The following is a 23,439-nucleotide window of genomic DNA, read 5'->3' as shown; positions in this document are numbered from 1 at the left end:
GCGAGGGGCCCGGCCGAGGGGCCTGACCCCTTTTCCGCCCCCGGATGCGACGGAGCCGGGGGCGACCCGCGAGCCGACGTCGTCGGCTCCAGGATCGCCCGCCGGCTCGTCGGCGCGGGGACGCGGTGCGGTCAGTCCCGCCAGAGGCCGTAGGTCTGGGCCAGGGTGGAGACCTTCCGGGCTCGAGCCAGGCGCGGCAGGTAGGAGCCCTCCTTCGGGACGGCGCCGTCCTTCTCCTTCTTCAGCATCTCCCGCGCCCAGGAGATCTCCTCCTCGGAGGGAGCCAGGCCGCGGTTGATCGCATCCGTCTGCCCCGGATCCAGGGTGAGCTTGCCCGTCATGCCCATGGTCGCGGTGATGCGGCAGGCCTCCCGCAGGCCCGCCTCGTCCACGCCGTTGGCGGGGCCGTCGATGGGCCCGGGCAGGTTGCCCACCCGGGAGGCGATCACCAGGGTGGAGCGAGCATGGGCCATCGCCATCGGGTCATCGGAGATGCCGGTGTCCTTGCGGAAGTCCCCGGTGCCGAAGGCCAGGCGGAAGGTCCCCGGGGCCTTGGCGATGTCCACCGCGTTGACCAGGCCCACCGCGGACTCGATCAGCCCGATCACCGGGGTGCCCGCGCGGGACATCATGGCGGTGCGGGTGATGTGATCCGGCTGCTCCGTCTCCGCCAGCACGATCCCGCGCAGCCCCTCCGCCTCGGACAGGGCCGCGAGGTCCTCGCTCCACTGATCGGTGGTGATGGCGTTGACCCGCACCCACGCGCGCATCCCCGAGTTCAGGGCCCGCACCACGCGCTCGCGGGCGGAGTCCTTCTGATCCGCGGGGGTGCCGTCCTCCAGGTCCAGGATGATCGAATCCGCCTCGGACTCGTAGTTGGGCTCGAAGGAGTCCTCGTTGGCCGCGGAGGTCAGCAGCCAGGAGCGCGAGAGACGGGCGGGCAGCTGCGCGGCGCGCTCGTTGCGGTGGAAGGTGTGCGGCATGGGGACCCTTTCGGACGTCGTCGGTTCGGCTCCCCACCCTACGCGCGGGCCCGCGGGGCTGTCTGTGGGGCGGGCCGCGCGGCGACGCCGTCGGGCTGCTGGTCGGGCCGGCCGCGCTTTTTGGAGCCTCGCGGTGTTTCGGGAGCCCCGGCAGTGCTCCCGAAACACCGCACGGCTCCCGAATCCGGATTGCGGCTGCGCCCGGGTGCGTCCGACGGCGTCTGGCGGCACCGGGAGGGAGAGGTGCGCAGGACGCGACGTGGGCCGCGGCGTCGTCGTGGTGACGAGGCCGCGGCCCGCGGTGGTGGAGCCTCCTGCCGGAATCGAACCGGCGACCTAATCTTTACGAGGGATTCGCTCTACCGACTGAGCTAAGGAGGCAAGCGCTGGCCACGCCCCGGCGGGAGGGAGCGGCGCAACGCGACCATCAGGTTACCAGACCCCGCCCGGCCCCGCACGACGCTCATCCGCTCCCACCGCTCCCCGAGCCGGCGCATCCGTTCCCGAATCCGGCGATTCTGGGAACCGATGCGCCGGGTCGCGGGAGGGGGAAGGCGGGAGGAGCGGGAGCCGACGTGCCTGCTCAGCTCCCCGGGATGCCCGGAATAACGGCCCCGGCCGACCCCGTTGCACCGGATGACACGCCGCGAACAGCGGGAATCCCCGCGACGCCCCCGGGTGGCGGATGCCGCGCGGGGGCCCGCAGACAAGGAGCACACCATGAGCACCATCGGCATCATCGGCGGACACGGCAAGGTCGCCCTGCTGGCGGCACCCCTGCTGGTCGAGCAGGGTCACCGGGTCCGGTCCGTCATCCGCAAGCAGGAGCAGATCGCCGACGTCGAGCAGGCCGGGGCCGAGGCCGTGGTCCGCGACGTCATGGACCTGTCCACCGATCAGATCGCCGCGCTGTTCCGGGACCAGGCGCTGGACGCCGTCGTGTGGTCCGCAGGCGTGGGCGGCGGGGACCCGGAGCGCACCTGGAAGGTGGACCGGGACGCCGCGATCCGCACCATGGACGCCGCGGTGCAGGCCGGGGTCAGCCGCTACGTGATGGTCTCCTACCTCGGCGCCTCCCTGGAGCACGAGGTCCCGAAGGAGGACGACTTCTACGCCTACGCCCAGTCCAAGGCCGAGGCCGATGAGCACCTGCGCGGCACCTCCCTGGACTACACGATCCTCGGTCCCGGGATGCTGACCCTGGAGGAGCCCACCGGGAAGATCGACGTCACCACGGACCCGCAGGATGCCGACACCTCCCGCGCCAACGTGGCCCGTGTGATCGCCGCGGTGCTGGCCGATGACTCCACCATCGGCAAGGCCATCCCCTTCACCGACGGGGACACCGCGATCGCCGAGGCCGTGGCCGGCGCCCCGGAGAGCACCCGGCTCGCCTGAGCCGCCCGACCGAGGCCGCCCTCCCACCTCGACGCCGCCCGCACCCGCCCCTTCCGGCGGGTGTGGGCGGCGTCATCGCGTCCCGGGCCGCGCTGGGAGATACTGACTCCCGGGGCCCGCGCCGCGGGCTCACGCAGACCTGACCGTCCGAGACGCGAGGAGCACACCATGGTCTTCCGGCAGCGCAAGAACGACGACGCCGAGCGCCCCGCCCCCGAGGCGCGGCTGGAGGCCACCGTCTCCGGGCGCGTGCAGGGCGTGGGGTTCCGCTGGTGGACCCGCGGGATCGCCGTGGACCACGGCCTCACCGGCTACGCCGAGAACCTGCCCGACGGGGACGTTCAGGTGGTGGCCGAAGGCACCCGCGACGGGGTGGAGGCGCTGTACGCCCAGCTGACCTCCGGGGACACCGCCGGGCACGTCAGCGACGTCCGGCACCGCTACACGAGCGCGACCGGCGAGTTCGAGGACTTCGGCACCCGGTGAGCCGGAACCACGATCACGGGGACGGCGGGCACACCCCGGAGGAGCACCCCCACGGCCACGACGCCGGGGGACACGGACACACCCACGGCGTCGGGGCCGGGCGGCGTCGGCTGAGCATCGCCCTGGGCATCGGGCTGGTGCTGTTCGTCGCCCAGCTCATCGGATCCATCATCACCGGGTCCCTGGCGCTGCTGTTCGACACCGCCCACGTGCTCACCGACGCCGCCGGGCTGGCCATGGCCCTGGGGGCTGCGGTGCTCGCCCAGCGTCCGGCCACCGCCCACCACACCTGGGGGCTCAAGCGCGCGGAGATCCTCGCGGCCACCGTGCAGGCCGCGGTGCTGCTGGGCGTCGGAGTGTTCGTGGTCATCGAGGCGGTGCAACGCTTCGTGCATCCCGAGCCGGTGGCCGCCCCGGAGATGATCCTGTTCGGGGTCATCGGGCTCGTGGGCAACATCGCCGCCCTGCTCGTGCTGACCGGCGGCCAACGGAACCTCAACCTGCGGGCGGCCTTCCTGGAGGTGGTCAACGACGCCCTGGGCTCCGTCGCGGTGATCCTCTCCGCCCTGATCATCACCTGGACCGGGTGGGTGCAGGCCGACGGCGTCGTCGCCCTGCTGATCGGGCTGCTGATCATCCCGCGGGCCCTGAAGATCCTCGCCGAGGCCGTGGGGGTGCTCCTGGAGCGCACCCCGCCGGGCCTGGACCTGGATCGGGTGCGTCAGCACATCGAGGCCCAGCCGCACGTGGTGCGGGTGCATGACCTGCACGCCGGGCGCATCTCCACGGACCTGCCCTTCCTCACCGCGCACGTGGTGCTGGAGGACGAGTGCTTCGAGGACGGGCACTCCGCGCAGCTGCTGTGCACCCTGCAGGAGTGCATCGCGGAGCACTTCGACGTCTCCATCGCCCACTCCACGATCCAGCTGGAGCCGGCCCGCCACGCCGCTCATGAGGCCCAGGACTTCACCGTATGAGCGTCGGCGACGCCGGGGAGGGCCCGGAGGCCACCGTGCAGCTGTCCTTCTCCGGGGCCACCGCCAGGGTGCGCCCCGACGGGTGGGGTGAGGGCGGCGTCGTCCTGGAGATCGACGGCGCCGAGCAGTCCCACGTGATCCCGGCCCACCCGGAGCGGATCCGCTACGAGTACCTGCGGCGCATCGCCCACCTCGCGGATCTGATCGGGGAGCCGGGGGAGCCGATCGCGGCGGCGCACCTGGGGGCGGGGGCCCTGACCCTGCCGCGATACGTGCAGGCCACCCGGCCCGGGTCGGCGCAGGTCGCGGTGGAGATCGAACGCGAGCTGCCCGGCTTCATCACCCGGCACCTGCCGCTGCCGCCCGGCACGGATCTGCGGGTGGTCATCGACGACGCCCGCGCGGCTCTGCCCGGGCTGCGCTCGGCCGCCGGCATGGGGTCGGCGCAGGGATTCGACCTGGTGGTCGTGGACATCTTCGCCGGGGCGGACTCCCCGGCGCACCTGGCCTGCCGGGACTTCTACGCCGAGGCCCTGGCGCAGCTGGGCTCGCGGGGGATCCTCGCCGTGAACGTGGGGGATGACCCGCCTCTGGACTTCTTCGTCGCGCAGGCCGCCGCGCTGGATGCGGCCGCCGCCGACGCCGGGCTGCCCGGTCCCTGGACCCTCACCGACGCCGGGATGCTCACCGGGCGCTGTCCCGGGAACCTGATCCTGGCCGCCGGGCCGGGGCTGGGCGAGGAGCACCGGGCTCGGCTGGAGGCGGCCGGGCCGCATCCGGCGGCCGTGCTGGATCCGGTGCGCACCCGGGCCTTCCGGCCCTGAGCCGCGCGGGCGCGTCCCATGATCGCTCGGGCCGAGGGCCTTCTGACGTGGTTCAATGAACCCATGGCACCGAATCTCTCCGAGTCCGCCCTGAAGAACGCCTTCGACGACGACGGCAAGCCCAAGCCCGCCCTGAACAAGGCCCTGGACTCCGTGCTGCGGATCCAGCGGCCGCTGGTGGTCGGGTCCATCAAGCGGATGCGTAAGAAGCACCCGAAGGACACCCCCGAGCAGATCCTGAAGCGCATCGAGAAGATCTACCTGCGCGACGTCACCGTCGGCGGCGGTGCCATCGGCGCCTCCGCGTTCGTGCCCGGGATCGGCACCGCGACGTCGCTGGGGCTGTCCTTCGTCGCCATCGGCGGGTACCTGGAGCGCACCGCGATCTACTGCCAGTCCGTCGCGGAGCTGAACGGGGTCCACGTGCAGGACCCGGAGAAGGCCCGCACCATGGTCATGGCGCTGATGCTGGGCGAGGACGGCAACGTGCTGATGTCCCAGATCCTCGGGCAGGCCGGCAAGGGCCGGGGCCTGTCCAGCAAGTGGGGTCAGATGATGGGCAAGGACGAGTCCAAGGGCTTCTCCGTGTCCAAGACGATCCGCACCATGTTCGTCAAGCGCTTCCTGGCCCGCCAGTCCGGCGCGATGCTCGGGCGCGCCCTGCCCTTCGGTCTGGGGGCCGTGGTGGGCGGCGGGGCCAACCTGGCGCTGGGCCGGAAGGTCATCTCCTCGACCCACGAGGCCTTCGGCGAGGCCCCGGCCCTGTTCCCGGACTCGCTGCAGCTGGACGGAGTCGCCCCCAAGTTCGAGGACCGGCGCGATGAGCGCCGCGCCAAGATCCTCTCCGGCGAGATCCGGCCCAGGAAGTTCGACCAGGCCGGGCCCGCCGCCGAGGACTGAGCCGACCAGGCCGAGTTGCTCGGATAGCGCCGCTCGGATACCGCGACGGCCCCCGGGCCCCCTTCGACGAGGGGGTGCCCGGGGCCGTCGCGTGAATCGGGCCGGCGGGGCCCGCCCGCCGTCGCCCCGGCTGAGACCGGACCGGGGTTCAGTCCCGGGCCCAGTCCACCAGGGCGGCGGCGATGCCGTGGTAGGCGGCGGGGGTGAGCTCGGCCAGGCGGCCGGCGGCGGCGTCGGGCAGCCCCAGGCTCCCGACGAACTCCCGCAGCCGCTGCTGGTCCACCCGGTGCCCGCGGGTCAGCTCCTTGAGCCGCTCGTAGGGGCTGTCCAGGCCCGGCGCGCCGGCGATCGCCTCGGCGCGCATGACCATCTGGATGGCCTCGGCCAGCACCTCCCAGTTGTGCTCCAGGTCCTCGGCCAGCACCTCCTCGGCCACCGCGAGCTTGGCCAGCCCCTGGGCGACGTTGGAGATCGCCAGCAGCGAGTGGCCGAAGGCCGTGCCGATGTTGCGCTGCGTGGTGGAGTCCGTGAGGTCCCGCTGCCACCGGGAGGTGCTCAGCGTCGTCGCCAGGGTGTCCAGCAGGGAGGTGGACAGCTCCAGGTTGGCTTCGGCGTTCTCGAAGCGGATCGGGTTGATCTTGTGCGGCATCGTCGAGGACCCCGTGGCGCCCTCCACCGGGATCTGGCGGAAGTAGCCGATGGAGATGTAGGACCACACGTCGGTGCACAGGTTGTGCAGCACCCGGTTGAACTGGGCGATGCCGCCGTAGAGCTCGGCCTGCCAGTCGTGGGATTCGATCTGCGTGGTCAGCGGGTTCCAGGTCAGCCCCAGTCCCTCGACGAAGGTGCGGGAGACCTCCTGCCAGTCCGCCCCCGGCACGGCGACGATGTGCGCGGCGTAGGTGCCGGTGGCTCCGTTGATCTTCCCGAGGATCTCCTGCTCGGTGACCCGCTTCAGCTGCCGCCGCAGCCGGAAGGCCAGCACGGCCAGCTCCTTGCCCAGCGTGGTGGGGGTGGCCGGCTGCCCGTGGGTGCGCGAGAGCATCGGGATCTCGCGGGTCTGCTCCGCCATCGCGAGGAGCTGATCCACGAGGTCGCGTGCGGCGGGCAGCCACACCTGCTCGACGGCGTCGCGGATGCCCACCGCCCACGCGAGGTTGTTGATGTCCTCGGAGGTGCACCCGAAGTGCACCAGCGGGGTCAGTCGCTCCAGACCCAGGGCCTCGAGGCGGCGTCCGATGTAGTACTCCACGGCCTTGACGTCGTGCACCGTGACGGCCTCGATCTCGGCGAGCTCGGCGACGGCGTCGGCGTCGAAGTCCGTCACCAGGGACCGCAGGCCGGCCTGCCGCTCGGCGTTCAGCGGCTCGAGCCCGGGCAGCACACGGTGTTCGCACAGGTGGATGAACCACTCCACCTCCACGTGCACGCGGTTGCGGTTCAGGGCCGCCTCGGAGAGGTGCTCGGTCAGGGGCGCGCTCTGGCGCCGGTATCGGCCGTCCAGGGGCCCCAGGGCCGGGGCGGGGGACTGGGCGGCGAGGCTGAGGCGGCCGTCGGGCAGGCGGGGGTCGGCGTGCTCGGACGGGGAGCCGGAAGGGGTCGGTGAGGCCATGCGGTCATTCTCGCACGGCCTCCCCGCGCCCCGGGGATCCGCGACGCCGGTGCCTCGGAGGATCCGCGGTGGGAATCCACAGCGGCTCCTCTCGACGGGTGCGCCGGGACCGCCGTCCACAGGACGCCCGGGATCCCGCGGGGTGGGCCACGCGGCCTCGGCCGTTCCGGCGCAGGATGGGCGGGACGCCGGTCGCACCGCACGGACGGCGGCTGGCCCCCGATGGGGTTCGAGCCGCCGCCGGCTGCGGGACGGCCGATCACTGGGCACCTGAGGAGGGCGGCGGAGATGGACATGATGGACACGCTGGGGCTGGTGGCCCCCGGAGCGCTGACCGGGGCCGGGGCGGCCGCGCAGGAGCGGCTGCGCGCCCTGGCCGAGCAGGCCCGCACCTGCTCCCGGCAGATCCACGGCGCCGGTGAGCAGGCGGCCGGGGCCACCCGGATTGAGTGGGAATCGGAGGCGGCGCAGCTGTTCCGCACCGGGATGTCCCGGCACGGGAGCCAGGTGGTGCTGGCCCGGGACCAGCTGGAGCAGGCGGCCGTGGAGCTGGAGCTGGCCGGGGAGCAGATCCGGGCGCACCTGGAGGGCCTGGCCACGGCGATGGCCGCGGCCCGGGACCGCCTGGGGCAGGCCCTGCACCGGGAGACCCAGCGGCTGCTGGACGGGGTCCAGGATCTGGCCGGGGACACCGTGGAGGCCGGGCGGCGGGCCCTGGAGTCCGTGGAGGTCTGCGGGGCCCGGGCCGCCGCCGAGGCGCTGGGCGGGGATCCGCTGGCCGCCGGGGTGCGCAGCGCCCTGGCCCAGGCGGGGGTGCGGTGATGGGCGGGGTGTTCTCCCGGCTGGGGGAGTATGAGACGTTCCTGGGCGCCCCGGCGCAGGAGACCGGAGCTCTGCAGCACGATCTGGGCGCCGTCCCGGAGGGAGGGGCGCTGCTGCAGACCTCCGTCCGGCAGCAGCGGATCGACACCGAGGAGGTGTCTCGGGCCTCCCTGCTGCTGGGTGCGGCCGGTGTGGAGTACGGGGCCACCCAGCTGGAGGCGCTGCCGGTGCAGACGGAGACGGCCCTGGCCTGGTCCCACCTGTCCGTGCATGCCGCGCGCGCCGCGGACCTGCTGCTGCAGGCGCAGTCCACGATGCTGGAGCTGACGACGGACGCCGCGGACTACGCCGCCAAGCTGCAGGCTGCGGCCCTGTCCTACGAGCACGCGGAGCAGATCGCGGGGGCCCTGGTGGGCGTCTTCGACTCCTTCTACAGCGGGGCCGTGCGTCAGATCTTCACCTCCGCGTTCACCACGGTGCGCAGCCTGCCGTTGGTGCTGACCCCGCAGGGGGCCGCGGGTGCGGCCGGAGGGCTGGGGACGATGGCGCTGGTGGGGGTCGCGCTGGTGGGCGGATTCGGTGCGGATGCGCACCTGCGGGGCCGACGGGCCGCGGCCTCCTCCCTGCTGCGCGGGGGCTCCCAGGGGAAGCTGGAGGCCACCCTGCACGGGGCCCGGGGGATGAAGCAGGCGGAGCGGGCCGCCGGGATCGGCCTGGGGCGGGTCACGGGGTTCCGGGAGGCCGGAAGGAGCAGCGGCACCGTGCAGCGCGGCGGCGTCGGCGGGATCATGGCGCGGATCAACGCGGCGGGAAGTACGGACGTCCGGCTCGACGCCGAGCACGGGGCCCAGGAGGAGACCGCCCTGGGGCACGTGGACGTGCAGGTGGTGACCCGGCCCGACGGCACCCGGGCCTACACGGTCTCGATCCCCGGCTCCGATTTCGACAACCTGTGGGCGGAGAACGAACCCAACGGCACCTTCTCCGCCCTGGACCTGGCCTCCGCGGACGGGACCGCGAGCCTCGCCCAGTCCCCAGTGCTGATGCAGATGGTGGATCAGGCCCTGCGGGAGGCCGGGGCCTCCGCCTCCGACGAGGTGCTGCTCACCGGATTCAGCCAGGGCGGCATGACCGCGCAGGCGCTGGCCGCCAACGGGGACTTCCGCAGCCGGTGGAAGGTGGCCGGGGTCCTGTCGATGGGGGCGCCGACCTCCGCCTACGGCGGGATCCCCGAGGACATCCCGGTGCTCAGCGTCGAGGACGTCAACGACGTCGTGCCCGCCGTCCTGGCCGAGGGCAGCCGCCCGGCCAACGCCCAGACGCAGGAGGTGCACGTGAACATGGGTGAGGAGGAGTACGGCATCGGCCTGTTCGGCACGCACAACGGCGCTGGTTATGAGCACATGGCTCCCGCGGTGGCCCAGCAGCTGGGCCGCACCGGGGAGGGGCGGGAGTATCTGGCGATGCTGGATCGGATGATGCCGGAGGGCGCGACGGTGAGCACCGTGACCTACGAGGCCGGCGCGGAGTACTACAACGCCGACCCCGACGATCCCCGCCGCCCCATCGCTCCGGTGAATCCGGCGTCGGTGGGCACCGCGAAGGAGGCGCTCGCCGCGGGGAAGGAGCTGGCCGGCGAGGCGGGGAAGGCGGCGGTGGGCGGGCTCACCCGGATGCCGGAGATCCGGCTGCCCGAGCCGTGCCCCGCCCCGCAGATCCCGCAGGGCGGGGAGTTCCCGGGGACCATCCGCCCGCCGCGCCTGCCCGGGCATCCGATGCCCTCCCCGGTGCTGCAGTGAGGCCCGGCACACCGGGGAGAGGCAGCGGCTACAGTGGTGTCCATGAGTCCCGAGAACTCCTCCGAGCCCCCCGCCCGCGACGCCGCCGGGCACCGCGGCATCACCCCGCGCCCCGTGTTCGACCAGCTGCCGGCCTACGCCGCCGGGAAGCCGCCGAAGGTCGTGGAGGGGCTCCGACAGTTCAAGCTGTCCTCCAACGAGAACCCGCTGGGACCGGTGCCGGCCGTCGCGGAGGTCATCGACGCCTTCCGGGACACCCACCTGTACCCGGATCCGCTGTCCACCCGGCTGCGCGAGGCCCTGGCGGGGCACCTGGAGGTTCCCGCGGAGGACATCGTCACCGGGGCGGGCAGCCTCGGGGCGCTGACCCAGATCCTCGCGGCCTTCGCCGGGCAGAACCCGGACGGGGTCCAGGACGAGGTCGTCTACCCGTGGCGCTCCTTCGAGGCCTACCCGATCGTGGTGGGCCTGGCCGGGGCCCGCTCGGTGCAGGTGCCGCTGACCGAGGACGGGGGCAACGACCTCGAGGCCATGGCCGCGGCGATCACCGAGCGCACCACCGTGGTGCTGCTGTGCTCCCCCAACAACCCGACCGGCCCGGCCCTGACCCGCGACGCCGTGGAGGCGTTCCTGAAGAAGGTCCCGGAGCACGTCGTCGTCGTGCTGGATGAGGCGTACTACGAGTTCTGCCGCCTCTCCGAGCTGACCGAGCGGGAGCGGGCCGAGGGCGGCCTGGCCGAGGGGGTGTCCCTGTACCGGGAGCACCCCAACCTGGTGGTGCTGCGGACCTTCTCCAAGGCGGCCGGGCTGGCCGGGCTGCGCGTCGGGTACTCGATCGCCCACCCGGAGATCACCCGCAGCCTGCGCGTGTCCGCCACGCCCTTCGCGGTGAGCACCCTGGCTGAGTCCGCCGCGGTCGCCGCGATCGCCCACCAGGAGGAGGTCGATGAGCAGGTCCGGTGGATCGTGGCCGAGCGGGAGCGCATCGTCGCGGCGCTGCGCTCGGACGGCTGGGAGGTCCCGACGACGCGGGCGAACTTCGTGTGGCTGCCGCTGGGGGAGCGCTCCGCGGCCTTCGCGCAGCTGGCCGAGGAGCACGCCCTGTCCGTGCGGGCCTTCCACCCGGAGGGGGTGCGCGTGAGCGTCGGCCCGCGCGAGGCCAATGACCGCTTCCTGGAGATCTGCCGGCACTTCCGGGAGCGCGTCTGAGGAAGCCGTCGCGAGGCCCGGGGCGGGTAGGCTGGGGATAGGGCGGCCGGAGGCCGCCGCGGTGCGCCCGGGGCTCATCCCGGCCCGCTCCACGGCCCCTCTTCGCGACGCCGCCCATCCACCCCAGCCACGGAGGATCCATGGTCACCTCGCCGGAGGCGTCCGCCGCCCACCCGGGCGCCGTCGCAGGAGCCCTGCCGCTGGTCCGCATCCTGGACCAGGACGGGCGCCGCACCGCAGACCCGCGCTTCGACCCGTACCTGCGGGAGCTGTCCCGGCAGCACCTGGAGGAGGCCTACCGGCAGATGCTCGCCGTGCGCCGCTTCGACGACGAGGCCACCGCCCTGCAGCGGCAGGGCAAGCTGGCGCTGTGGGTCCCCTCCAAGGGGCAGGAGGCCGCGCAGATCGGCTCCGGGATGGCGATGCGCCCCACGGACTACGTCTTCCCCTCCTACCGCGAGCACGCCCTGGCGATGCAGCGCGGCGTCGACCTGGCCCAGCTGCTCACCGTCTTCCGCGGGGTCTCCGGCCACGGCTGGATCCCGCAGGAGCACCGCTTCCACCTGTACTCCTTCGTCCTGGCCTCCCAGATCCCGCATGCCGTGGGGTACGCCATGGGGCAGAAGCTGGACGGCGCCCGGGACGAGGCGACCGTCGTGTACTTCGGGGACGGCTCCTCCACCGAGGGGGAGGCGCACGAGTCCATGGTCTTCGCCGCCTCCTACGACGCCCCGGTGCTCTTCTTCGTGCAGAACAACCGCTGGGCGATCTCCGTGCCGTTCGCCACCCAGTCCCGCGTCCCCCTGGCCGAGCGGGCCGCCGGCTACGGCTTCGAGGGGATCCGGGTGGACGGCAACGACCTCCTCGGCGTCTATGCGGTGACCGCCTACGCCCTGGAGAAGATCCGGCGCGGGCAGGGGCCGGTGCTCATCGAGGCGGAGACCTACCGGCTCGGCGCGCACACCACCGCCGATGACCCCACCAAGTACCGCACCCGCGAGGAGGAGCAGGAGTGGGGGGCCAAGGATCCGCTGGTGCGCCTGGAGCGGCACCTGCGCGCCGAAGGGACGCCCGAGGAGTTCTTCGAGCAGGCCGAGGCGCAGGCCAGGGAGGGCGCCCGATCCATGCCGGAGGCCGCCCTGGCGGTGCCGGCCCCCGGGCTGGAGGAGTTCTTCGACCGGGTCTACGCCGAGCCGAACAGCCTCACGGCCGCGGAGAAGGCGTGGTTCCGGGAGTATGAGGCGGGCTTCGCCGATGCGGCGGCCGACGGCGAGCACGAGGAGGAGCGCTGAGATGATGGCACCCCGCGAATCAGCCGGGTCCGGCACCGGACCCGAGACGACGCCGACCGACCGCGTTCCGGAGCCCGAGGCCCCGGGCGCCGGCATCCCGGAGACGGAGATCCGCCGCTCCGCGACCGCCCACGACGAGCCGCGCCCCGAGGTGCAGACCCTGCCGATGGCGAAGGCCCTGAACCTGGCCATGGACGATGCCATGGCCGAGGACGAGAAGGTCCTGCTGATGGGCGAGGACATCGGGACCCTGGGCGGGGTCTTCCGGGTCACCCAGGGGCTGAAGCAGACCTACGGGGCCCACCGGGTCATGGACACCCCGCTCGGGGAGGCCGGGATCGTGGGCACCGCGATCGGCCTGGCCCTGCGCGGGTACCGACCGGTGTGCGAGATCCAGTTCGACGGCTTCGTGTTCCCGGCCTTCAACCAGATCACCTCGCAGCTGGCGAAGATCCGGGCTCGCTCGGGCGGGCACCTGAGCCTGCCCGTCGTCGTGCGGATCCCCGACGGAGGGAACATCGGCTCGATCGAGCACCACTCGGAGTCCCCGGAGGCGCTGTTCGCCCACACCGCGGGGCTGCGGGTGATGACCCCCTCCACCCCGCAGGACGCCTACTCGATGCTGCGCGAGGCGATCTCCTCGGATGACCCGGTGATCTTCCTGGAGCCCAAGCGCCGCTACTGGCTCAAGGGCGAGGTGGACCGGCGGATCACCGCGGACACCCAGCGGGCGCAGATCGTGCGCGAGGGCCGCGACCTGACCCTGGCCGCCTACGGCCCGCTGGTGCCGGTGGCGCTGGCGGCCGCCCAGGCCGCACAGGAGGACGGGCGCAGCATCGAGGTCCTGGACCTGCGCAGCATCTCCCCCCTGGACGTCGACGCCGTGGCGGCCTCCGTGCACAAGACGGGTCGGCTGGTCATCGCCCACGAGGCGCCGAGCTTCGGCGGGATCGGCGGGGAGCTGGCCGCGCAGATCGCGCAGCGCTGCTTCTACGCCCTGGAGGCGCCCGTGCTGCGCGTGGGCGGGTACCACATGCCCTACCCGGTGGCCGCGGTGGAGGGGGACTACCTCCCGGACATCGACCGCCTGCTGGAGGCCTTCGACCGTTCCTTCGCGTACTGAAGTTCCCTGGCCCCCGCGCCGCGCGCGGTGGTCGCGACGCCGGCTTGCTGCCGGCACAGGAGTGAGCCATGACTGACATCTTCACCCTCCCGGACGTCGGGGAGGGACTGACCGAGGCGGAGATCCTCTCCTGGAAGGTCGCCCCCGGTCACACGGTGGAATCCAACCAGGTGATCGTGGAGATCGAGACCGCGAAGTCCGTGGTCGAGCTGCCCTCGCCCTTCGCGGGCACGGTGCGCCGGATCCTCGCCGAGGAGGGGCAGACCGTGGAGGTCGGCGCCCCGCTGATCGAGATCGCCGGGGCGGACGCTGCCGAGGACTCCGGGGACCCCGAGGCCCCCGCCGGTGCGGCCGAGGAGGCCGACGGTGCGGGACCCGGTGACCGGTCCGCCCCGGTCGGCGCGCCGGGGGAGGCCCCCGATGCGGCCGGGACCGGGCGGCACCCCGAGACCACCGGGACCGCCGGCCGGGAGGGCGGCTCGTCCTCCCGCGCCCCGGGCGGATCCCCCGCCGATTCCCCGGCCGGCTCCCCTGCCGGCTCCGAGGGCGGGGCGGCCCTGGTGGGCTCCGGACCGAAGGCGGATCCCGTGCGTCGTCGGGCCCGGAAGCGCCCCAGCGGCGTCGTCGAGCCGTCCCCAGCGCCCCAGACCCCGCCGACCCCTCCGGCCGAGGAGCACCGGCGCGGGCCTCTGGCCGGGCTCAACTCCTTCAGCGCGGGGACCTTCGGGGCGAACCTCGCCGAGCGGGCCCGCGATGCCCTGAACCGGCTGCCGGGTCGCTCCCACGACGAGCCGATGCCCACCCCGGACGCCCACCAGCGGGTCCCGGGGGAGCCGCCGCGTCGTCCCACCCTCGCCAAGCCGCCGGTGCGCAAGGCCGCCAAGGACCTCGGCATCGACCTCGCCGATGTGCCGGGGACGGGAGCGCAGGGCCAGGTCACGCAGAAGGACCTGATCAACTACGCCGCGAACAGCCAGGATCTGGAGGCGGCCAAGCCCGAGCACTTCTGGATCCTGCAGGGCCGCGGCGGGGACCGGCTGGAGCGGGTGCCCGTCAAGGGCGTGCGGAAGGTGACGGCCAAGGCCATGGTCAAGTCCGCCTTCGAGGCTCCGCACGTGTCGATCTTCGTGGACGTGGACGCCTCCCGGACCATGGAGTTCGTCAAGCGACTGAAGGCCTCCCCGAGCTTCGAGGGGGTGAAGGTCACGCCGCTGCTGATCCTGGCGAAGGCGATCATCTGGGCCACCGCGCGCAACCCGCAGGTGAACTCCTCCTGGACAGACTCGGAGATCCTCATCAAGCGGTATATCAACCTCGGCATCGCCGCGGCCACCCCGCGCGGGCTCATGGTCCCGAACATCAAGGACGCCCAGGAACTGTCCCTGCGCGAGCTCGCGGTGGCCATCCAGGCGCTGACCAAGACGGCCCGGGAGGGCAAGACCCAGCCGGGGGACATGACCGGCGGGACGCTGACCATCACCAACATCGGCGCCCTGGGCATCGACACCGGGACCCCCATCATCAACCCCGGCGAGGCCGCGATCGTCGCCTTCGGGACCATCAAGCAGAAGCCGTGGGTGGTGGACGGGGAGGTCATCCCCCGCTGGGTGACCACCCTGGGCGGTTCCTTCGATCACCGGATCGTGGACGGGGACCTCTCCGCCCGGTTCATGGCCGACGTCGCCTCCGTGCTCGAGGAGCCGGCCCTGCTGCTGGATATGTGAGGATCCGGAGCCGTCGGACCATCCGAGCCCCCCGCCCCGAGGCGGGGCTCGGGTGGGACGGCGGCTCCCGAGGAGGCGGGGGGACTCCTGGCCGGTGAGGACGACGTCCGAGATCCGCGACCGGCCGCGCCGGGCGGACGGTCCGCCCCACGTCTCTGCCCGGGACGCTCAGAACGCCTGGAAGCCCCATCGGTCCGCGCGGCGGTGGTAGGCGGTGCCCCACCACCCGCCCAAGGTGGCCGCGGCCAGCGCGATCAGCGCGGTGCCGGCCACCGTCAGGCCCGTCCACCCGAGGTTCGCCCCGCCGTAGTCCTGGGCCGCGACCGGCATCGTCCCGCCGGCGGCGGGCAGGCCCAGGGCCTGCACGACGATGCTGGACACCGCCGTGATCATCAGGAACCACAGGAACACCCCGACGCCCTGCTTGGCCCCGCCGAAACGGGCCGCCCGGCCCGCGGCGTAGCCGCCGCCCAGATACCCCAGGAACACGGCCACCGCGTAGGCCAGCACCCACATCCCGGCATCCGCTTCCCCCGCCCCCAGACCGGACAGGGCCGCGCCGGAGGACTCCGGGGCGGGTCCGACGCCGAAGCGCGGCAGCGCCTGCTGCGCCAGCCACACCAGGAAGCCGGTCAGCGGCAGGGCCGCCAGCCAGCCGAGCAGCCCGGGCAGCAGCTGCACCCGCGCGTACTCCTCCTTCTGCCGGGCCACCACGACCGCGCGCAGCTGCTCCCCGGAGAGCACCCGGGCCGGCTCCTCCTCCCCGTAGGTCCCCGCGCCGCCGGGAGCGTGCGGGGACTCGAGCCAGGCCGCCGAGGCGTCGCGCCGCGATCCGGGGGCCCCGGGGGCATCCAGCACCCGGGTCGCGCTGGGATCCGCCGGGTGGGAGCCCGCGCCCAGCACCCGCGTGGCGTCGGGATCCTCCAGCACCTGCGTGGCCTCCGGGTCCCCCTCGACGGCGGACAGGTGCCGCGGGGCGGCGCCCAGCACCTCGGTGGCCTCGGGATCCCGGATCACCTGCGTGGCCTGGGCATCCGGATCCCACCACCCGCCGTCCCGCGGGGAGCCGGGCTCCAGGGGGCGGGTGGCGCCGTCATCCACCCAGCCATCCCCGGCCCCATCCGCTCCCGATGATTCGGAGGAGCACCACGGCGTCCGCCCGTCCCGGCTCACCGGTCCTCCTCCGCGCGCACCTGATCCCGGTACTCGGCCGGGAAGTTCTCCAGAGCGTACTGCCCCGTCCGCTCGGTCGGATCGATCCGGCGGATCACCCGGGCCGGGGTCCCGGCGACCACCGTGCCCGGCGGCACGTCACGGGTCACCACGGCACCGGCGGCCACCACCGCATCCCGCCCCACGGAGACCCCGGCCAGCACGATCGCCCCGCCGCCGAGCCACACGTTGTCCTCGATCGTGATGGGCAGCCCGCCCTCCCACTGCCGCTTCCGATCCACCGGGTTCAGCGGGTGGGTGGGGCACAGTAGCTGCACGTGCGGGCCGATCTGCACGTCGTCGCCGATGCGGATCTCGGTGACGTCCAGGGCTGTGAGCCCGAAGTTCGCGAAGACCCGGCTGCCCACGTGGATGTTGTACCCGTAGTCCACGTGCAGGGGCGGGCGGATCGCCACGTGCTCGCCCACCGAGCCCAGCAGCTCGGCCAGCAGGTCCTGGGCCGCCGAGCGGTCGGTGAGCATCAGCTCCCCGTAGCGGGCGGCCATCGCGGCGGCCTCCCCGGAGCTGCGGTGCACGACGCCGTCGGCGCCCTCGGCCGGGGTGGCTCCGCCGCCGCGGTAGGGCAGGCCCGCGTGCATCCGCTCCCGCATGTTCAGCTCGGCGTCGTCGGGGGCGGGGGAGGCGGCCGCGGAACGGACCGGATCGCTGTGCTCGGACATGGACATGCTCCTCGGAAGGTGGGGAAGGGGAATGGCGTGCGGGGCCGTCGGCTCAGCGCCCGAAGATCACCACGAGCAGGATCACCAGCAGACCGACGCCGATGGCGACGCCCGTGGCGACCAGCAGCCGCCGGTTGATCTGCTTCATGACCTGGCGGACCTCGGCCTCGGTGAACGGACGGGTGCGCTGGGGGCGGCGGGGAGTGCTCATGGGCCACCAGTATTCCAGGTCACCGGGGCGAAGCCGATCGGTAGAATCTCCCCCATGGCTGATACGTCCCCCGCCGCATCGCCGCGGCCCTGGCTGAAGAACTACAACCCCGGCGTGGCCCACGACCTGGACCTGCCGGAGACCTCCCTGGTCCACGTGTTCGAGGAATCCGCGCGACGGGCCGGAACCCGACCGGCCCTGGAGTTCTTCGGCGCGAGGACGACGTACGCGCAGCTGGCCGAGCAGGTCTCCCGCGTGGCCGAAGGGCTGCGGGTCATGGGGGTGCAGCCCGGGGACCGGGTGGCGCTCGTGCTGCCCAACTGCCCGCAGCACGTGGTCGCCTTCTACGCGATCCTGCGGGTCGGCGGCGTCGTCGTGGAGCACAACCCGCTGTACACGGCCGGGGAGCTGCGCCACCAGTTCGAGAACCACGGGGCGAAGATCGCGATCGTGTGGGACAAGGCGGCCGCGAACATCACGGACCTGCCCTACGACCTGCGCCCGCGCAGGATCATCGCGGTGAACATGGTGGAGGCGATGCCCGCCGGGATGCGCCTGGCGCTGAAGCTGCCCGTCGGGAAGGCCAAGGCCGCCCGGGAGAAGCTGGAGGGCCCGGCCCGCGGGTGCATCCCCTGGCGCCAGCTGCTGAAGAGCGCGCCCATCGCCGAAGACCACCGCCGCCCCACGGCCCACGACCTCGCCCTGCTGATGTACACCTCCGGGACCTCCGGGACCCCCAAGGGCGTGGTCCTCACCCACCGGAACCTGGAGTCCAACGCCGCGATGGGCCGGGAGTGGATCCAGCCGGACGAGCGCGAGACCATCTACGCGGTGCTGCCCCTGTTCCACGCCTACGGGATGACCCTGGGCCTGGGCATCGCGATGGCCATCCGGGCCAAGCTCGTGCTGTTCCCGACCGTGGACATCGACCTGATCCTCACGGCCATGCGCAAGTCCCCGCCGACCATCCTCCCGGCGGTCCCGCCCGTCTACCAGCGGCTGCTGGAGGCCGCGGACGAGCGGGGCGTGAGCCTGTCCGGGATCAAGTACTCGGTCTCCGGGGCGATGAACCTGCCCGTGGACCTGGTCCAGGCGTGGGAGACCCGCACCGGGGGCTACCTGGTGGAGGGCTACGGGCTGACCGAATGCGCCCCGCTGGTCTCCTGCAACCCGCTCAACGACACCCGTCGGGCCGGGTCCATCGGCATCCCCTTCCCCTCCACCCTCATCCGCCGGGTGGATCCGGACACGGGGGAGGACGCCGCCGAGGGGCGCCCCGGCGAGCTGTGGGTCAAGGGCCCCCAGGAGTTCCAGGGGTACTGGAAGAACGAGGTCGCCACCCGGGAGACCCTCACCGCGGACGGCTGGCTGCGCACCGGGGATGTGGTGACCATGGACGAGGACGGGTTCCTGTTCGTCGTGGACCGGGTCAAGGAGATCATCATCACCGGGGGCTTCAACGTCTCCCCGTCCGAGGTGGAGACGGCCCTGAAGACCTTCGACCCGGTGGTCGACGCCGCCGTCGTCGGGATCCCCTCCGCGAAGGGCGGGGAGGAGGTCGTGGCCGCCGTCATCATGAGCCCCGGCACCGCCCTGGACGAGCAGGCGCTGCGCGAGCACTGCTACACCAAGGTCACCCGGTACAAGGTGCCCCGAAGGATCGTGGAGCTCGAGGAGTTCCCCCGCTCCATGCTCGGCAAGACCCTGCGCCGGGAGGTCAAGAAGCAGGTGGAGGCCAAGCTCGACCGCGCCTCCGACTAGCGGCGCATGATCTTCCGGGCCAGCAGGTTGCCGACCAGCTGCACCAGCTGCACCAGGATCACGATGATGATGATCGCCACCAGGGTCACGTTCCAGTCGAAGCGCTGGTAGCCGTAGCGGATCGCGAAGTCGCCGATGCCGCCGCCACCCACCGCGCCGGCCATCGCGGACATGTCCACGACGCCGATGACGATGAACGTGTACCCCAGGATCAGCGGACCCAGGGCCTCCGGCAGCATCACCGAGAACATGATCCGCAGCTTCGAGGCGCCCATCGCGCGGGCGGCCTCGATCACCCCGGGGTCGATGGAGACGAGGTTCTGCTCCACGATCCGGGAGATCGCGAAGGTCGCGGCCACCACCATCGCGAAGATGCCCGCCTTGATCCCGATGCTCGTGCCGATGGTCTGCAGCATGACCGGGCTCAGCGCGGCCAGCAGGATCACGAAGGGGATCGGGCGGATCAGGTTGACCAGGAAGTTCAGCAGCGCGTTGACCGGCCGGTTGGCGAGGATGCTGCCCGAGCGGGTGGTGTACAGCAGGGTCCCGATGATCAGACCGAAGATCCCGGCCAGGACCATCGTCACCAGCACCATCTGCAGGGTCTCGGTCACGGCCGGACCGATCTTCGGCAGCACCGTGTCCCAGTCGGTGGTCTTGGCCGCCAGCACCGGGGCGTGGGCGAGGGCGGCGTCGAACTGTGCGTGCATCAGGCGCGCACCTCCTTCACGGTGGTCACGAGCTTCAGCTGCTCCACGGCGGCGTCGATCGCGGTGATCTCGCCGAGCAGCTCCAGGGTCAGGCGGCCGTAGGTGCGGCCCTGCAGGGTCTCCAGCCCGCCCTGCACCACGGTGAAGGTGACCCCGCGCTCCCCGAGTCGGGACAGCACCTGTCCGACCTCGGCCTGATCGTGGATCTCCACGTTGACCAGGTGCCCGCGGTGCCGGGCCTTCAGCTCCTTGGCCTCATCCCCGGTCGGCGCCTGCTTCACGGTGGTGGACACGAAGCGCTGGGCCGGGGCCGTCTGGGGGTCGGAGAACACGTCGTAGACGTTGCCCTCCTCCACCACGCGGCCCTTCTCCATCACGGCCACCCGGTCCGCGATCTTCGCGACGACGTCCATCTCGTGGGTGATGACCACGATCGTGATGCCCAGGTCCTCGTTGACCCGCTTGAGCAGGTCCAGGACCTCCTCGGTGGTCTCCGGGTCCAGCGCGGAGGTGGACTCGTCGGCCAGCAGCAGGTGCGGCTCCGTGGCCAGGGCCCGGGCGATGCCCACCCGCTGCTTCTGCCCGCCGGACAGCTGATCCGGATGGCTCTTCGCCTTGTCCGCCAGCCCCACGAACTCCAGCAGCTCCGCGACCCGCGCCCGGCGCCTCTCCTTGGACCAGCCGGCGATCTTCAGCGGGAACTCCACGTTGGCCGCGACCGTCTTGGAGTTCATCAGGTTGAACTGCTGGAAGATCATGCCGATCTCCGTGCGGATCCGCCGCAGCCGGGATTCCCCGGCCCCGGAGATCTCCTGCCCGTCCACGGTCAGGGTCCCGGAGGTCACGGTCTCCAGGCCGTTGATCAGGCGCACCAGGGTGGATTTGCCGGCCCCGGAGTAGCCGATGATCGCGTAGATCTCGCCGCGGCGGATGGTGAGGCTGACGTCGTCGACGGCGGTCACGGAGCGGGAGCCGACCCGGAAGGTCTTGCTCACCCCGTCCAGGACCACCATGTCCGTCCCGGTCTGCTCGGGGCGGGTGCGGGTCTGTGCTGTCATGGTCTCCCTCGGGTGGGTGTGGCTGGGACGGGTCAGCTGTTCTTCTTCTCGTCCTCGAGCCTGGTCTGCACCTTGCGCAGCTCGTCGGTGCGGTCCTTGCTCACGGACACGGCGGTGCCGCCGGACTGCTTCTTCTCGGCCTCCTGCACGGCGTCCGAGTGGTAGACGTCCACGATCTTCTGGTACGTCTCGTTGTCCTCATCGCCCTTCTTGGACACGAAGAGGTTCACGTACGGCAGGGCGTCCTCGTTCTTCGGGTCATCCTGGTACAGGGCGTCCTCCGGCGAGAGGCCGGCATCCTCCAGGAAGGTGTTGTTCACGATGGAGGCGGCCACCGAATCCATGGACACCACGGTCTGCTTGGCATCCACCGCGGTGAGGGTGACCTTGGAGTTCGCGGTGTCCACGTCGTCCTGGGTGGGCTGGGCCTTGTCCTCCTTGAGGGTCAGCAGGCCGGCGGCCTTCAGCACCAGGATCGCGCGGGTCTCGTTGACGGCGTCGTTGGGGATCGCGATCTCCCCGCCCTGGGGGATGTCCTCGACCTTGTCGTACTTCTTCGAGTACAGGCCCAGCGGGTAGATCGAGGTCGGGCCGACGATCTGCAGGTCGTCGTCGTTGTCCACGTTGTAGTTGGCCAGGTAGGCGATGTGCTGGAACCAGTTCAGGTCCGCCTGCCCCTGGGCGACGGCGGGGTTGGGGCGGGAGTAGTCGCCCATCTCCACGTACTCGACGTCGATGCCCTCCTTCTTCGCCTCCTCCTGCAGGGTGTCCTGGACCTGGTTGTGCTCGGTGATGGCGATCTTGACGGTCTCATCGCCGTCACCGGATCCGCCGCAGGCGGTCAGACCGAAGGTCAGGGGGACGATGGCGAGCAGTGCTCCCAGCTTCTTCTTCATGGTGGTTTCCTCGATGCGGTGGCGGGTGGTGCGCAAACGCCGCGCGTCGGACTCCCGCCGATCCGGAAGGTCGACCGGATTCCGGGCCCAGGGCAGGGCCGGCGGAGCGCCGACGGCGGCGCGATGCGTCCATTAGACCACGGGGTTTTCCGGTCTCTCCAAAGACGTCGGCAGATGAAACCGACGCCGACACCGGGTGTCATACGGCGTCACAGAGGGGAGGGCGCGCCGCGGTGAGAGCCGTCGGCGACGGCGCCTGGGGCATCGTGAGCAGGGTCGGATGGGCCTCGGGGATCGGCTGGGGCGGGGGTGGATGTCGTCGGGTTCCGACGTCGTCGGGGCTGGGTGTCGAGAAGGGAGCGCGGATGCATCACGAGGTGCGGCTGGAACGGGATGGGGTGCTGCTGCGTCCCCTGAGGCCCGAGGACGCCGAGGTGCTGCACCCGCACCTGGATGAGCGGATGTGGGCGGGGATGTCGGCGCCCCTGCCGCCCTCCCCGGAGGCGCTGGCCGAGGAGTTCTGCGCGCTCATCAACCGCCCGGACGGCCTGGCCTTCGCTGTGGAGGAGGAGGGCCGCGTGCTCGGCCGCACCACGTTCTACGACCTGGTCCCCGGCCTGCGCACGGAGATCGGCAGCACCGTCTACCTGCGCTCGGCGTGGGGGACCCGGGTCAACCCCGTGTGCAAGCTGCTGCTGTTCAAGCACGCCTTCGAGGAGCTCGACGTCGGCCGGGCCGCGCTGCGCTGCGATCACCGGAACCTCCGCTCCCACCGGGCGATCGCCCGGCTCGGCGCCCGCTTCGAGGGCACGCTGCGCGGGTACCGGCGCGCCGCTGACGGGACCGTGGCCGACGTCGACTACTTCAGCGTCCTGCGAGCGGAGTGGCCGCAGGTGCGGGACGGGCTGGAGCGGCGCCTCGCGGGGTGAACGAGTGATCCACCGTCTCCCCGGGGGCCCACGTGCGCGAGCCGGCGCCTCCCCGGGGGACCCACATGCGCGAGCCGGCGCATCCGTTCCCGAAAAACGCGTTTGTGGGAACGAGAGCGCCGGCTCGGTGGGGAGGTGGGAACGGGAGCGCCGGCTCGGCGCAGGGGAGCGAACGAGAGCGCCGGGTCAGCGGCGTCGGCCGCGCAGCCAGTCGGAGTCGTAGAGTCCGGGGTCGCCGCCATCGCGACGGCGTTCGCGCTCGCGGGCCCGGCGGGCGTAGTCGGTGCGGCGCAGGATCGCGTCGTCCTCATCCGGCACGGTCCACAGAGACAGGGCCACCAGACCGGTGCCCAGCCCGCCGGCGAGGATCAGCACGAAGCCGATCTCCACCCACAGCATCACGATGTTGCGGAACCACCCGGGATCCCGGCCCGCCAGCAGCTCCGGCATCCGGTTGCCCACTATCACCGCCGCCAACCCGAGCACCGCCAGCCCCAGCGGCAGCAGGAACCACCCCCTGCCGCGGGTGCGCGGGCGCGGCTGGCTGGGATCCCGCAGGGCGGGGTGCAGGCGGCGTCGCACCGCGATCATCCCGGCGACTCCCGCCAGCAGCGGGGCCGCCCCGATCAGCGTCCATCGGGGATGGCCCAGCGCGAGCAGGCCCAGCACGGTCAGCACCCCGAGCAGGCACAGGGCGAAGGAGATCCCGCCGACCATCCGCCGCGCGGCGCGGGCGGCGTCGCCCGAAAGCGGCGGCTCACCCTCCATCTCAGGTGCCATGCGCCCATCACCTCCCGCCGCGCTCGGATCCGCAGGTCACGTTCTCCTTCCGA

General features: G+C 72.5%; 22 protein-coding genes and 1 tRNA gene. 13 read left to right on the top strand and 10 right to left on the bottom strand.

Features of this window, described 5'->3' with window-relative positions:
- Window positions 1-131: 131 nt before the first annotated feature.
- Window positions 132-983 (bottom strand): HpcH/HpaI aldolase/citrate lyase family protein, encoded by an 852-nt coding sequence (locus AC0VXQ_RS09260; RefSeq protein WP_058731364.1) that lies wholly within the window; start codon window positions 981-983, stop codon window positions 132-134.
- Between the two features lie 305 nt (window positions 984-1,288).
- A tRNA-Thr gene (locus tag AC0VXQ_RS09255) sits at window positions 1,289-1,364 on the bottom strand.
- Window positions 1,365-1,703: 339 nt separating this feature from the next.
- Between AC0VXQ_RS09255 and AC0VXQ_RS09250 the strand changes: the two genes are divergently transcribed.
- The 5 genes from AC0VXQ_RS09250 to AC0VXQ_RS09230 all read left to right on the top strand — a co-directional run bounded on the left by AC0VXQ_RS09250 (window position 1,704) and on the right by AC0VXQ_RS09230 (window position 5,568).
- Window positions 1,704-2,381, top strand: a complete 678-nt coding sequence (locus AC0VXQ_RS09250; RefSeq protein ID WP_475528497.1) for an SDR family oxidoreductase — start codon at window positions 1,704-1,706, stop codon at window positions 2,379-2,381.
- A gap of 168 nt (window positions 2,382-2,549) precedes the next feature.
- The gene (locus AC0VXQ_RS09245) at window positions 2,550-2,867 is read left to right on the top strand and encodes an acylphosphatase (RefSeq protein ID WP_058731366.1); all 318 of its coding nucleotides are present in this window, start codon (window positions 2,550-2,552) and stop codon (window positions 2,865-2,867) included.
- A complete protein-coding gene (locus tag AC0VXQ_RS09240; protein WP_081046275.1) occupies window positions 2,864-3,844 on the top strand; it encodes a cation diffusion facilitator family transporter in 981 nt (326 codons plus the stop codon). The genes AC0VXQ_RS09245 and AC0VXQ_RS09240 overlap by 4 nt, the downstream gene beginning before the upstream one ends.
- Entirely contained in the window at window positions 3,841-4,668 is an 828-nt protein-coding gene (locus tag AC0VXQ_RS09235; RefSeq protein WP_058731367.1) for a spermidine synthase, read from the top strand. The genes AC0VXQ_RS09240 and AC0VXQ_RS09235 overlap by 4 nt, the downstream gene beginning before the upstream one ends.
- A gap of 63 nt (window positions 4,669-4,731) precedes the next feature.
- Window positions 4,732-5,568, top strand: coding sequence for a hypothetical protein (locus AC0VXQ_RS09230; protein ID WP_058731368.1), 837 nt, complete (start codon window positions 4,732-4,734; stop codon window positions 5,566-5,568).
- Between the two features lie 148 nt (window positions 5,569-5,716).
- Here AC0VXQ_RS09230 and purB read toward each other — a convergent pair whose 3' ends face one another.
- Window positions 5,717-7,180 (bottom strand): adenylosuccinate lyase, encoded by a 1,464-nt coding sequence (gene purB, locus AC0VXQ_RS09225; RefSeq protein ID WP_224799622.1) that lies wholly within the window; start codon window positions 7,178-7,180, stop codon window positions 5,717-5,719.
- Between the two features lie 288 nt (window positions 7,181-7,468).
- Between purB and AC0VXQ_RS09220 the strand changes: the two genes are divergently transcribed.
- From AC0VXQ_RS09220 to AC0VXQ_RS09195, 6 genes are all read left to right on the top strand, one after another.
- Window positions 7,469-8,002 carry a hypothetical protein gene (locus AC0VXQ_RS09220; protein WP_058731823.1) on the top strand — a complete coding sequence of 178 codons (534 nt, stop codon included), beginning with the start codon at window positions 7,469-7,471 and terminating at the stop codon, window positions 8,000-8,002.
- The gene (locus AC0VXQ_RS09215) at window positions 8,002-9,801 is read left to right on the top strand and encodes an alpha/beta hydrolase (RefSeq protein ID WP_475528491.1); all 1,800 of its coding nucleotides are present in this window, start codon (window positions 8,002-8,004) and stop codon (window positions 9,799-9,801) included. Before AC0VXQ_RS09220 ends, AC0VXQ_RS09215 begins: the two co-directional genes overlap by 1 nt.
- Window positions 9,802-9,843: 42 nt before the next feature.
- Window positions 9,844-11,010, top strand: coding sequence for a histidinol-phosphate transaminase (locus tag AC0VXQ_RS09210; protein ID WP_061225367.1), 1,167 nt, complete (start codon window positions 9,844-9,846; stop codon window positions 11,008-11,010).
- A gap of 140 nt (window positions 11,011-11,150) precedes the next feature.
- Complete coding sequence (locus tag AC0VXQ_RS09205) at window positions 11,151-12,302, top strand: thiamine pyrophosphate-dependent dehydrogenase E1 component subunit alpha (protein ID WP_475528485.1); 1,152 nt, start codon at window positions 11,151-11,153, stop codon at window positions 12,300-12,302.
- A gap of 151 nt (window positions 12,303-12,453) precedes the next feature.
- Window positions 12,454-13,425, top strand: a complete 972-nt coding sequence (locus AC0VXQ_RS09200) for an alpha-ketoacid dehydrogenase subunit beta (protein WP_058731827.1) — start codon at window positions 12,454-12,456, stop codon at window positions 13,423-13,425.
- A gap of 68 nt (window positions 13,426-13,493) precedes the next feature.
- On the top strand, window positions 13,494-15,149 hold the full coding sequence (locus AC0VXQ_RS09195; protein ID WP_475528483.1) for a dihydrolipoamide acetyltransferase family protein: 1,656 nt from the start codon (window positions 13,494-13,496) through the stop codon (window positions 15,147-15,149).
- 168 nt (window positions 15,150-15,317) lie between these two features.
- On the opposite strand, the gene AC0VXQ_RS09190 is transcribed toward AC0VXQ_RS09195, so the two are convergent.
- From AC0VXQ_RS09190 to AC0VXQ_RS09180, 3 genes are read right to left on the bottom strand one after another with little or no spacing between them, the layout of a single operon-like run.
- Window positions 15,318-16,322 (bottom strand): hypothetical protein, encoded by a 1,005-nt coding sequence (locus AC0VXQ_RS09190; protein WP_475528481.1) that lies wholly within the window; start codon window positions 16,320-16,322, stop codon window positions 15,318-15,320.
- Window positions 16,319-17,041, bottom strand: a complete 723-nt coding sequence (locus tag AC0VXQ_RS09185; RefSeq protein WP_475528479.1) for a sugar O-acetyltransferase — start codon at window positions 17,039-17,041, stop codon at window positions 16,319-16,321. Before AC0VXQ_RS09185 ends, AC0VXQ_RS09190 begins: the two co-directional genes overlap by 4 nt.
- A 52-nt stretch (window positions 17,042-17,093) precedes the next feature.
- Window positions 17,094-17,252, bottom strand: a complete 159-nt coding sequence (locus tag AC0VXQ_RS09180; RefSeq protein WP_165590101.1) for a hypothetical protein — start codon at window positions 17,250-17,252, stop codon at window positions 17,094-17,096.
- A gap of 54 nt (window positions 17,253-17,306) precedes the next feature.
- Between AC0VXQ_RS09180 and AC0VXQ_RS09175 the strand changes: the two genes are divergently transcribed.
- Window positions 17,307-19,013, top strand: a complete 1,707-nt coding sequence (locus tag AC0VXQ_RS09175; protein WP_475528476.1) for a long-chain-fatty-acid--CoA ligase — start codon at window positions 17,307-17,309, stop codon at window positions 19,011-19,013.
- Here AC0VXQ_RS09175 and AC0VXQ_RS09170 read toward each other — a convergent pair.
- From AC0VXQ_RS09170 to AC0VXQ_RS09160, 3 genes are read right to left on the bottom strand one after another with little or no spacing between them, the layout of a single operon-like run.
- Window positions 19,010-19,723, bottom strand: a complete 714-nt coding sequence (locus tag AC0VXQ_RS09170; protein ID WP_058730821.1) for a methionine ABC transporter permease — start codon at window positions 19,721-19,723, stop codon at window positions 19,010-19,012. The genes AC0VXQ_RS09175 and AC0VXQ_RS09170 overlap by 4 nt on opposite strands.
- Window positions 19,723-20,781 (bottom strand): methionine ABC transporter ATP-binding protein, encoded by a 1,059-nt coding sequence (locus tag AC0VXQ_RS09165; RefSeq protein WP_475528472.1) that lies wholly within the window; start codon window positions 20,779-20,781, stop codon window positions 19,723-19,725. Before AC0VXQ_RS09165 ends, AC0VXQ_RS09170 begins: the two co-directional genes overlap by 1 nt.
- 32 nt (window positions 20,782-20,813) lie before the next feature.
- Window positions 20,814-21,677 carry a MetQ/NlpA family ABC transporter substrate-binding protein gene (locus AC0VXQ_RS09160; protein ID WP_475528470.1) on the bottom strand — a complete coding sequence of 288 codons (864 nt, stop codon included), beginning with the start codon at window positions 21,675-21,677 and terminating at the stop codon, window positions 20,814-20,816.
- Window positions 21,678-22,042: 365 nt separating this feature from the next.
- Between AC0VXQ_RS09160 and AC0VXQ_RS09155 the strand changes: the two genes are divergently transcribed.
- The gene (locus AC0VXQ_RS09155; protein ID WP_064725585.1) at window positions 22,043-22,606 is read left to right on the top strand and encodes a GNAT family N-acetyltransferase; all 564 of its coding nucleotides are present in this window, start codon (window positions 22,043-22,045) and stop codon (window positions 22,604-22,606) included.
- 186 nt (window positions 22,607-22,792) lie between these two features.
- On the opposite strand, the gene AC0VXQ_RS09150 is transcribed toward AC0VXQ_RS09155, so the two are convergent.
- A complete protein-coding gene (locus AC0VXQ_RS09150) occupies window positions 22,793-23,386 on the bottom strand; it encodes a hypothetical protein (RefSeq protein WP_475528467.1) in 594 nt (197 codons plus the stop codon).
- Between the last annotated feature and the right edge of the window lie 53 nt (window positions 23,387-23,439).

This window comes from Rothia sp. QJM3NY_36, from assembly GCF_056173115.1.
This window is presented reverse-complemented; position numbering and strand designations above follow the sequence as displayed.

Bases quoted from the DNA above. Each gene is read 5' to 3' on its own strand.
- AC0VXQ_RS09260 (WP_058731364.1), bottom strand. From the start codon at position 983: ATGCCGCACACCTTCCACCGCAACGAGCGCGCCGCGCAGCTGCCCGCC.
- AC0VXQ_RS09250 (WP_475528497.1), top strand. From the start codon at position 1,704: ATGAGCACCATCGGCATCATCGGCGGACACGGCAAGGTCGCCCTGCTG.
- AC0VXQ_RS09245 (WP_058731366.1), top strand. From the start codon at position 2,550: ATGGTCTTCCGGCAGCGCAAGAACGACGACGCCGAGCGCCCCGCCCCC.
- AC0VXQ_RS09235 (WP_058731367.1), top strand. From the start codon at position 3,841: ATGAGCGTCGGCGACGCCGGGGAGGGCCCGGAGGCCACCGTGCAGCTG.
- AC0VXQ_RS09230 (WP_058731368.1), top strand. From the start codon at position 4,732: ATGGCACCGAATCTCTCCGAGTCCGCCCTGAAGAACGCCTTCGACGAC.
- purB (WP_224799622.1), bottom strand. From the start codon at position 7,180: ATGGCCTCACCGACCCCTTCCGGCTCCCCGTCCGAGCACGCCGACCCC.
- AC0VXQ_RS09220 (WP_058731823.1), top strand. From the start codon at position 7,469: ATGGACATGATGGACACGCTGGGGCTGGTGGCCCCCGGAGCGCTGACC.
- AC0VXQ_RS09215 (WP_475528491.1), top strand. From the start codon at position 8,002: ATGGGCGGGGTGTTCTCCCGGCTGGGGGAGTATGAGACGTTCCTGGGC.
- AC0VXQ_RS09210 (WP_061225367.1), top strand. From the start codon at position 9,844: ATGAGTCCCGAGAACTCCTCCGAGCCCCCCGCCCGCGACGCCGCCGGG.
- AC0VXQ_RS09205 (WP_475528485.1), top strand. From the start codon at position 11,151: ATGGTCACCTCGCCGGAGGCGTCCGCCGCCCACCCGGGCGCCGTCGCA.
- AC0VXQ_RS09195 (WP_475528483.1), top strand. From the start codon at position 13,494: ATGACTGACATCTTCACCCTCCCGGACGTCGGGGAGGGACTGACCGAG.
- AC0VXQ_RS09185 (WP_475528479.1), bottom strand. From the start codon at position 17,041: ATGTCCGAGCACAGCGATCCGGTCCGTTCCGCGGCCGCCTCCCCCGCC.
- AC0VXQ_RS09180 (WP_165590101.1), bottom strand. From the start codon at position 17,252: ATGAGCACTCCCCGCCGCCCCCAGCGCACCCGTCCGTTCACCGAGGCC.
- AC0VXQ_RS09175 (WP_475528476.1), top strand. From the start codon at position 17,307: ATGGCTGATACGTCCCCCGCCGCATCGCCGCGGCCCTGGCTGAAGAAC.
- AC0VXQ_RS09170 (WP_058730821.1), bottom strand. From the start codon at position 19,723: ATGCACGCACAGTTCGACGCCGCCCTCGCCCACGCCCCGGTGCTGGCG.
- AC0VXQ_RS09165 (WP_475528472.1), bottom strand. From the start codon at position 20,781: ATGACAGCACAGACCCGCACCCGCCCCGAGCAGACCGGGACGGACATG.
- AC0VXQ_RS09160 (WP_475528470.1), bottom strand. From the start codon at position 21,677: ATGAAGAAGAAGCTGGGAGCACTGCTCGCCATCGTCCCCCTGACCTTC.
- AC0VXQ_RS09155 (WP_064725585.1), top strand. From the start codon at position 22,043: ATGCATCACGAGGTGCGGCTGGAACGGGATGGGGTGCTGCTGCGTCCC.
- AC0VXQ_RS09150 (WP_475528467.1), bottom strand. From the start codon at position 23,386: ATGGCACCTGAGATGGAGGGTGAGCCGCCGCTTTCGGGCGACGCCGCC.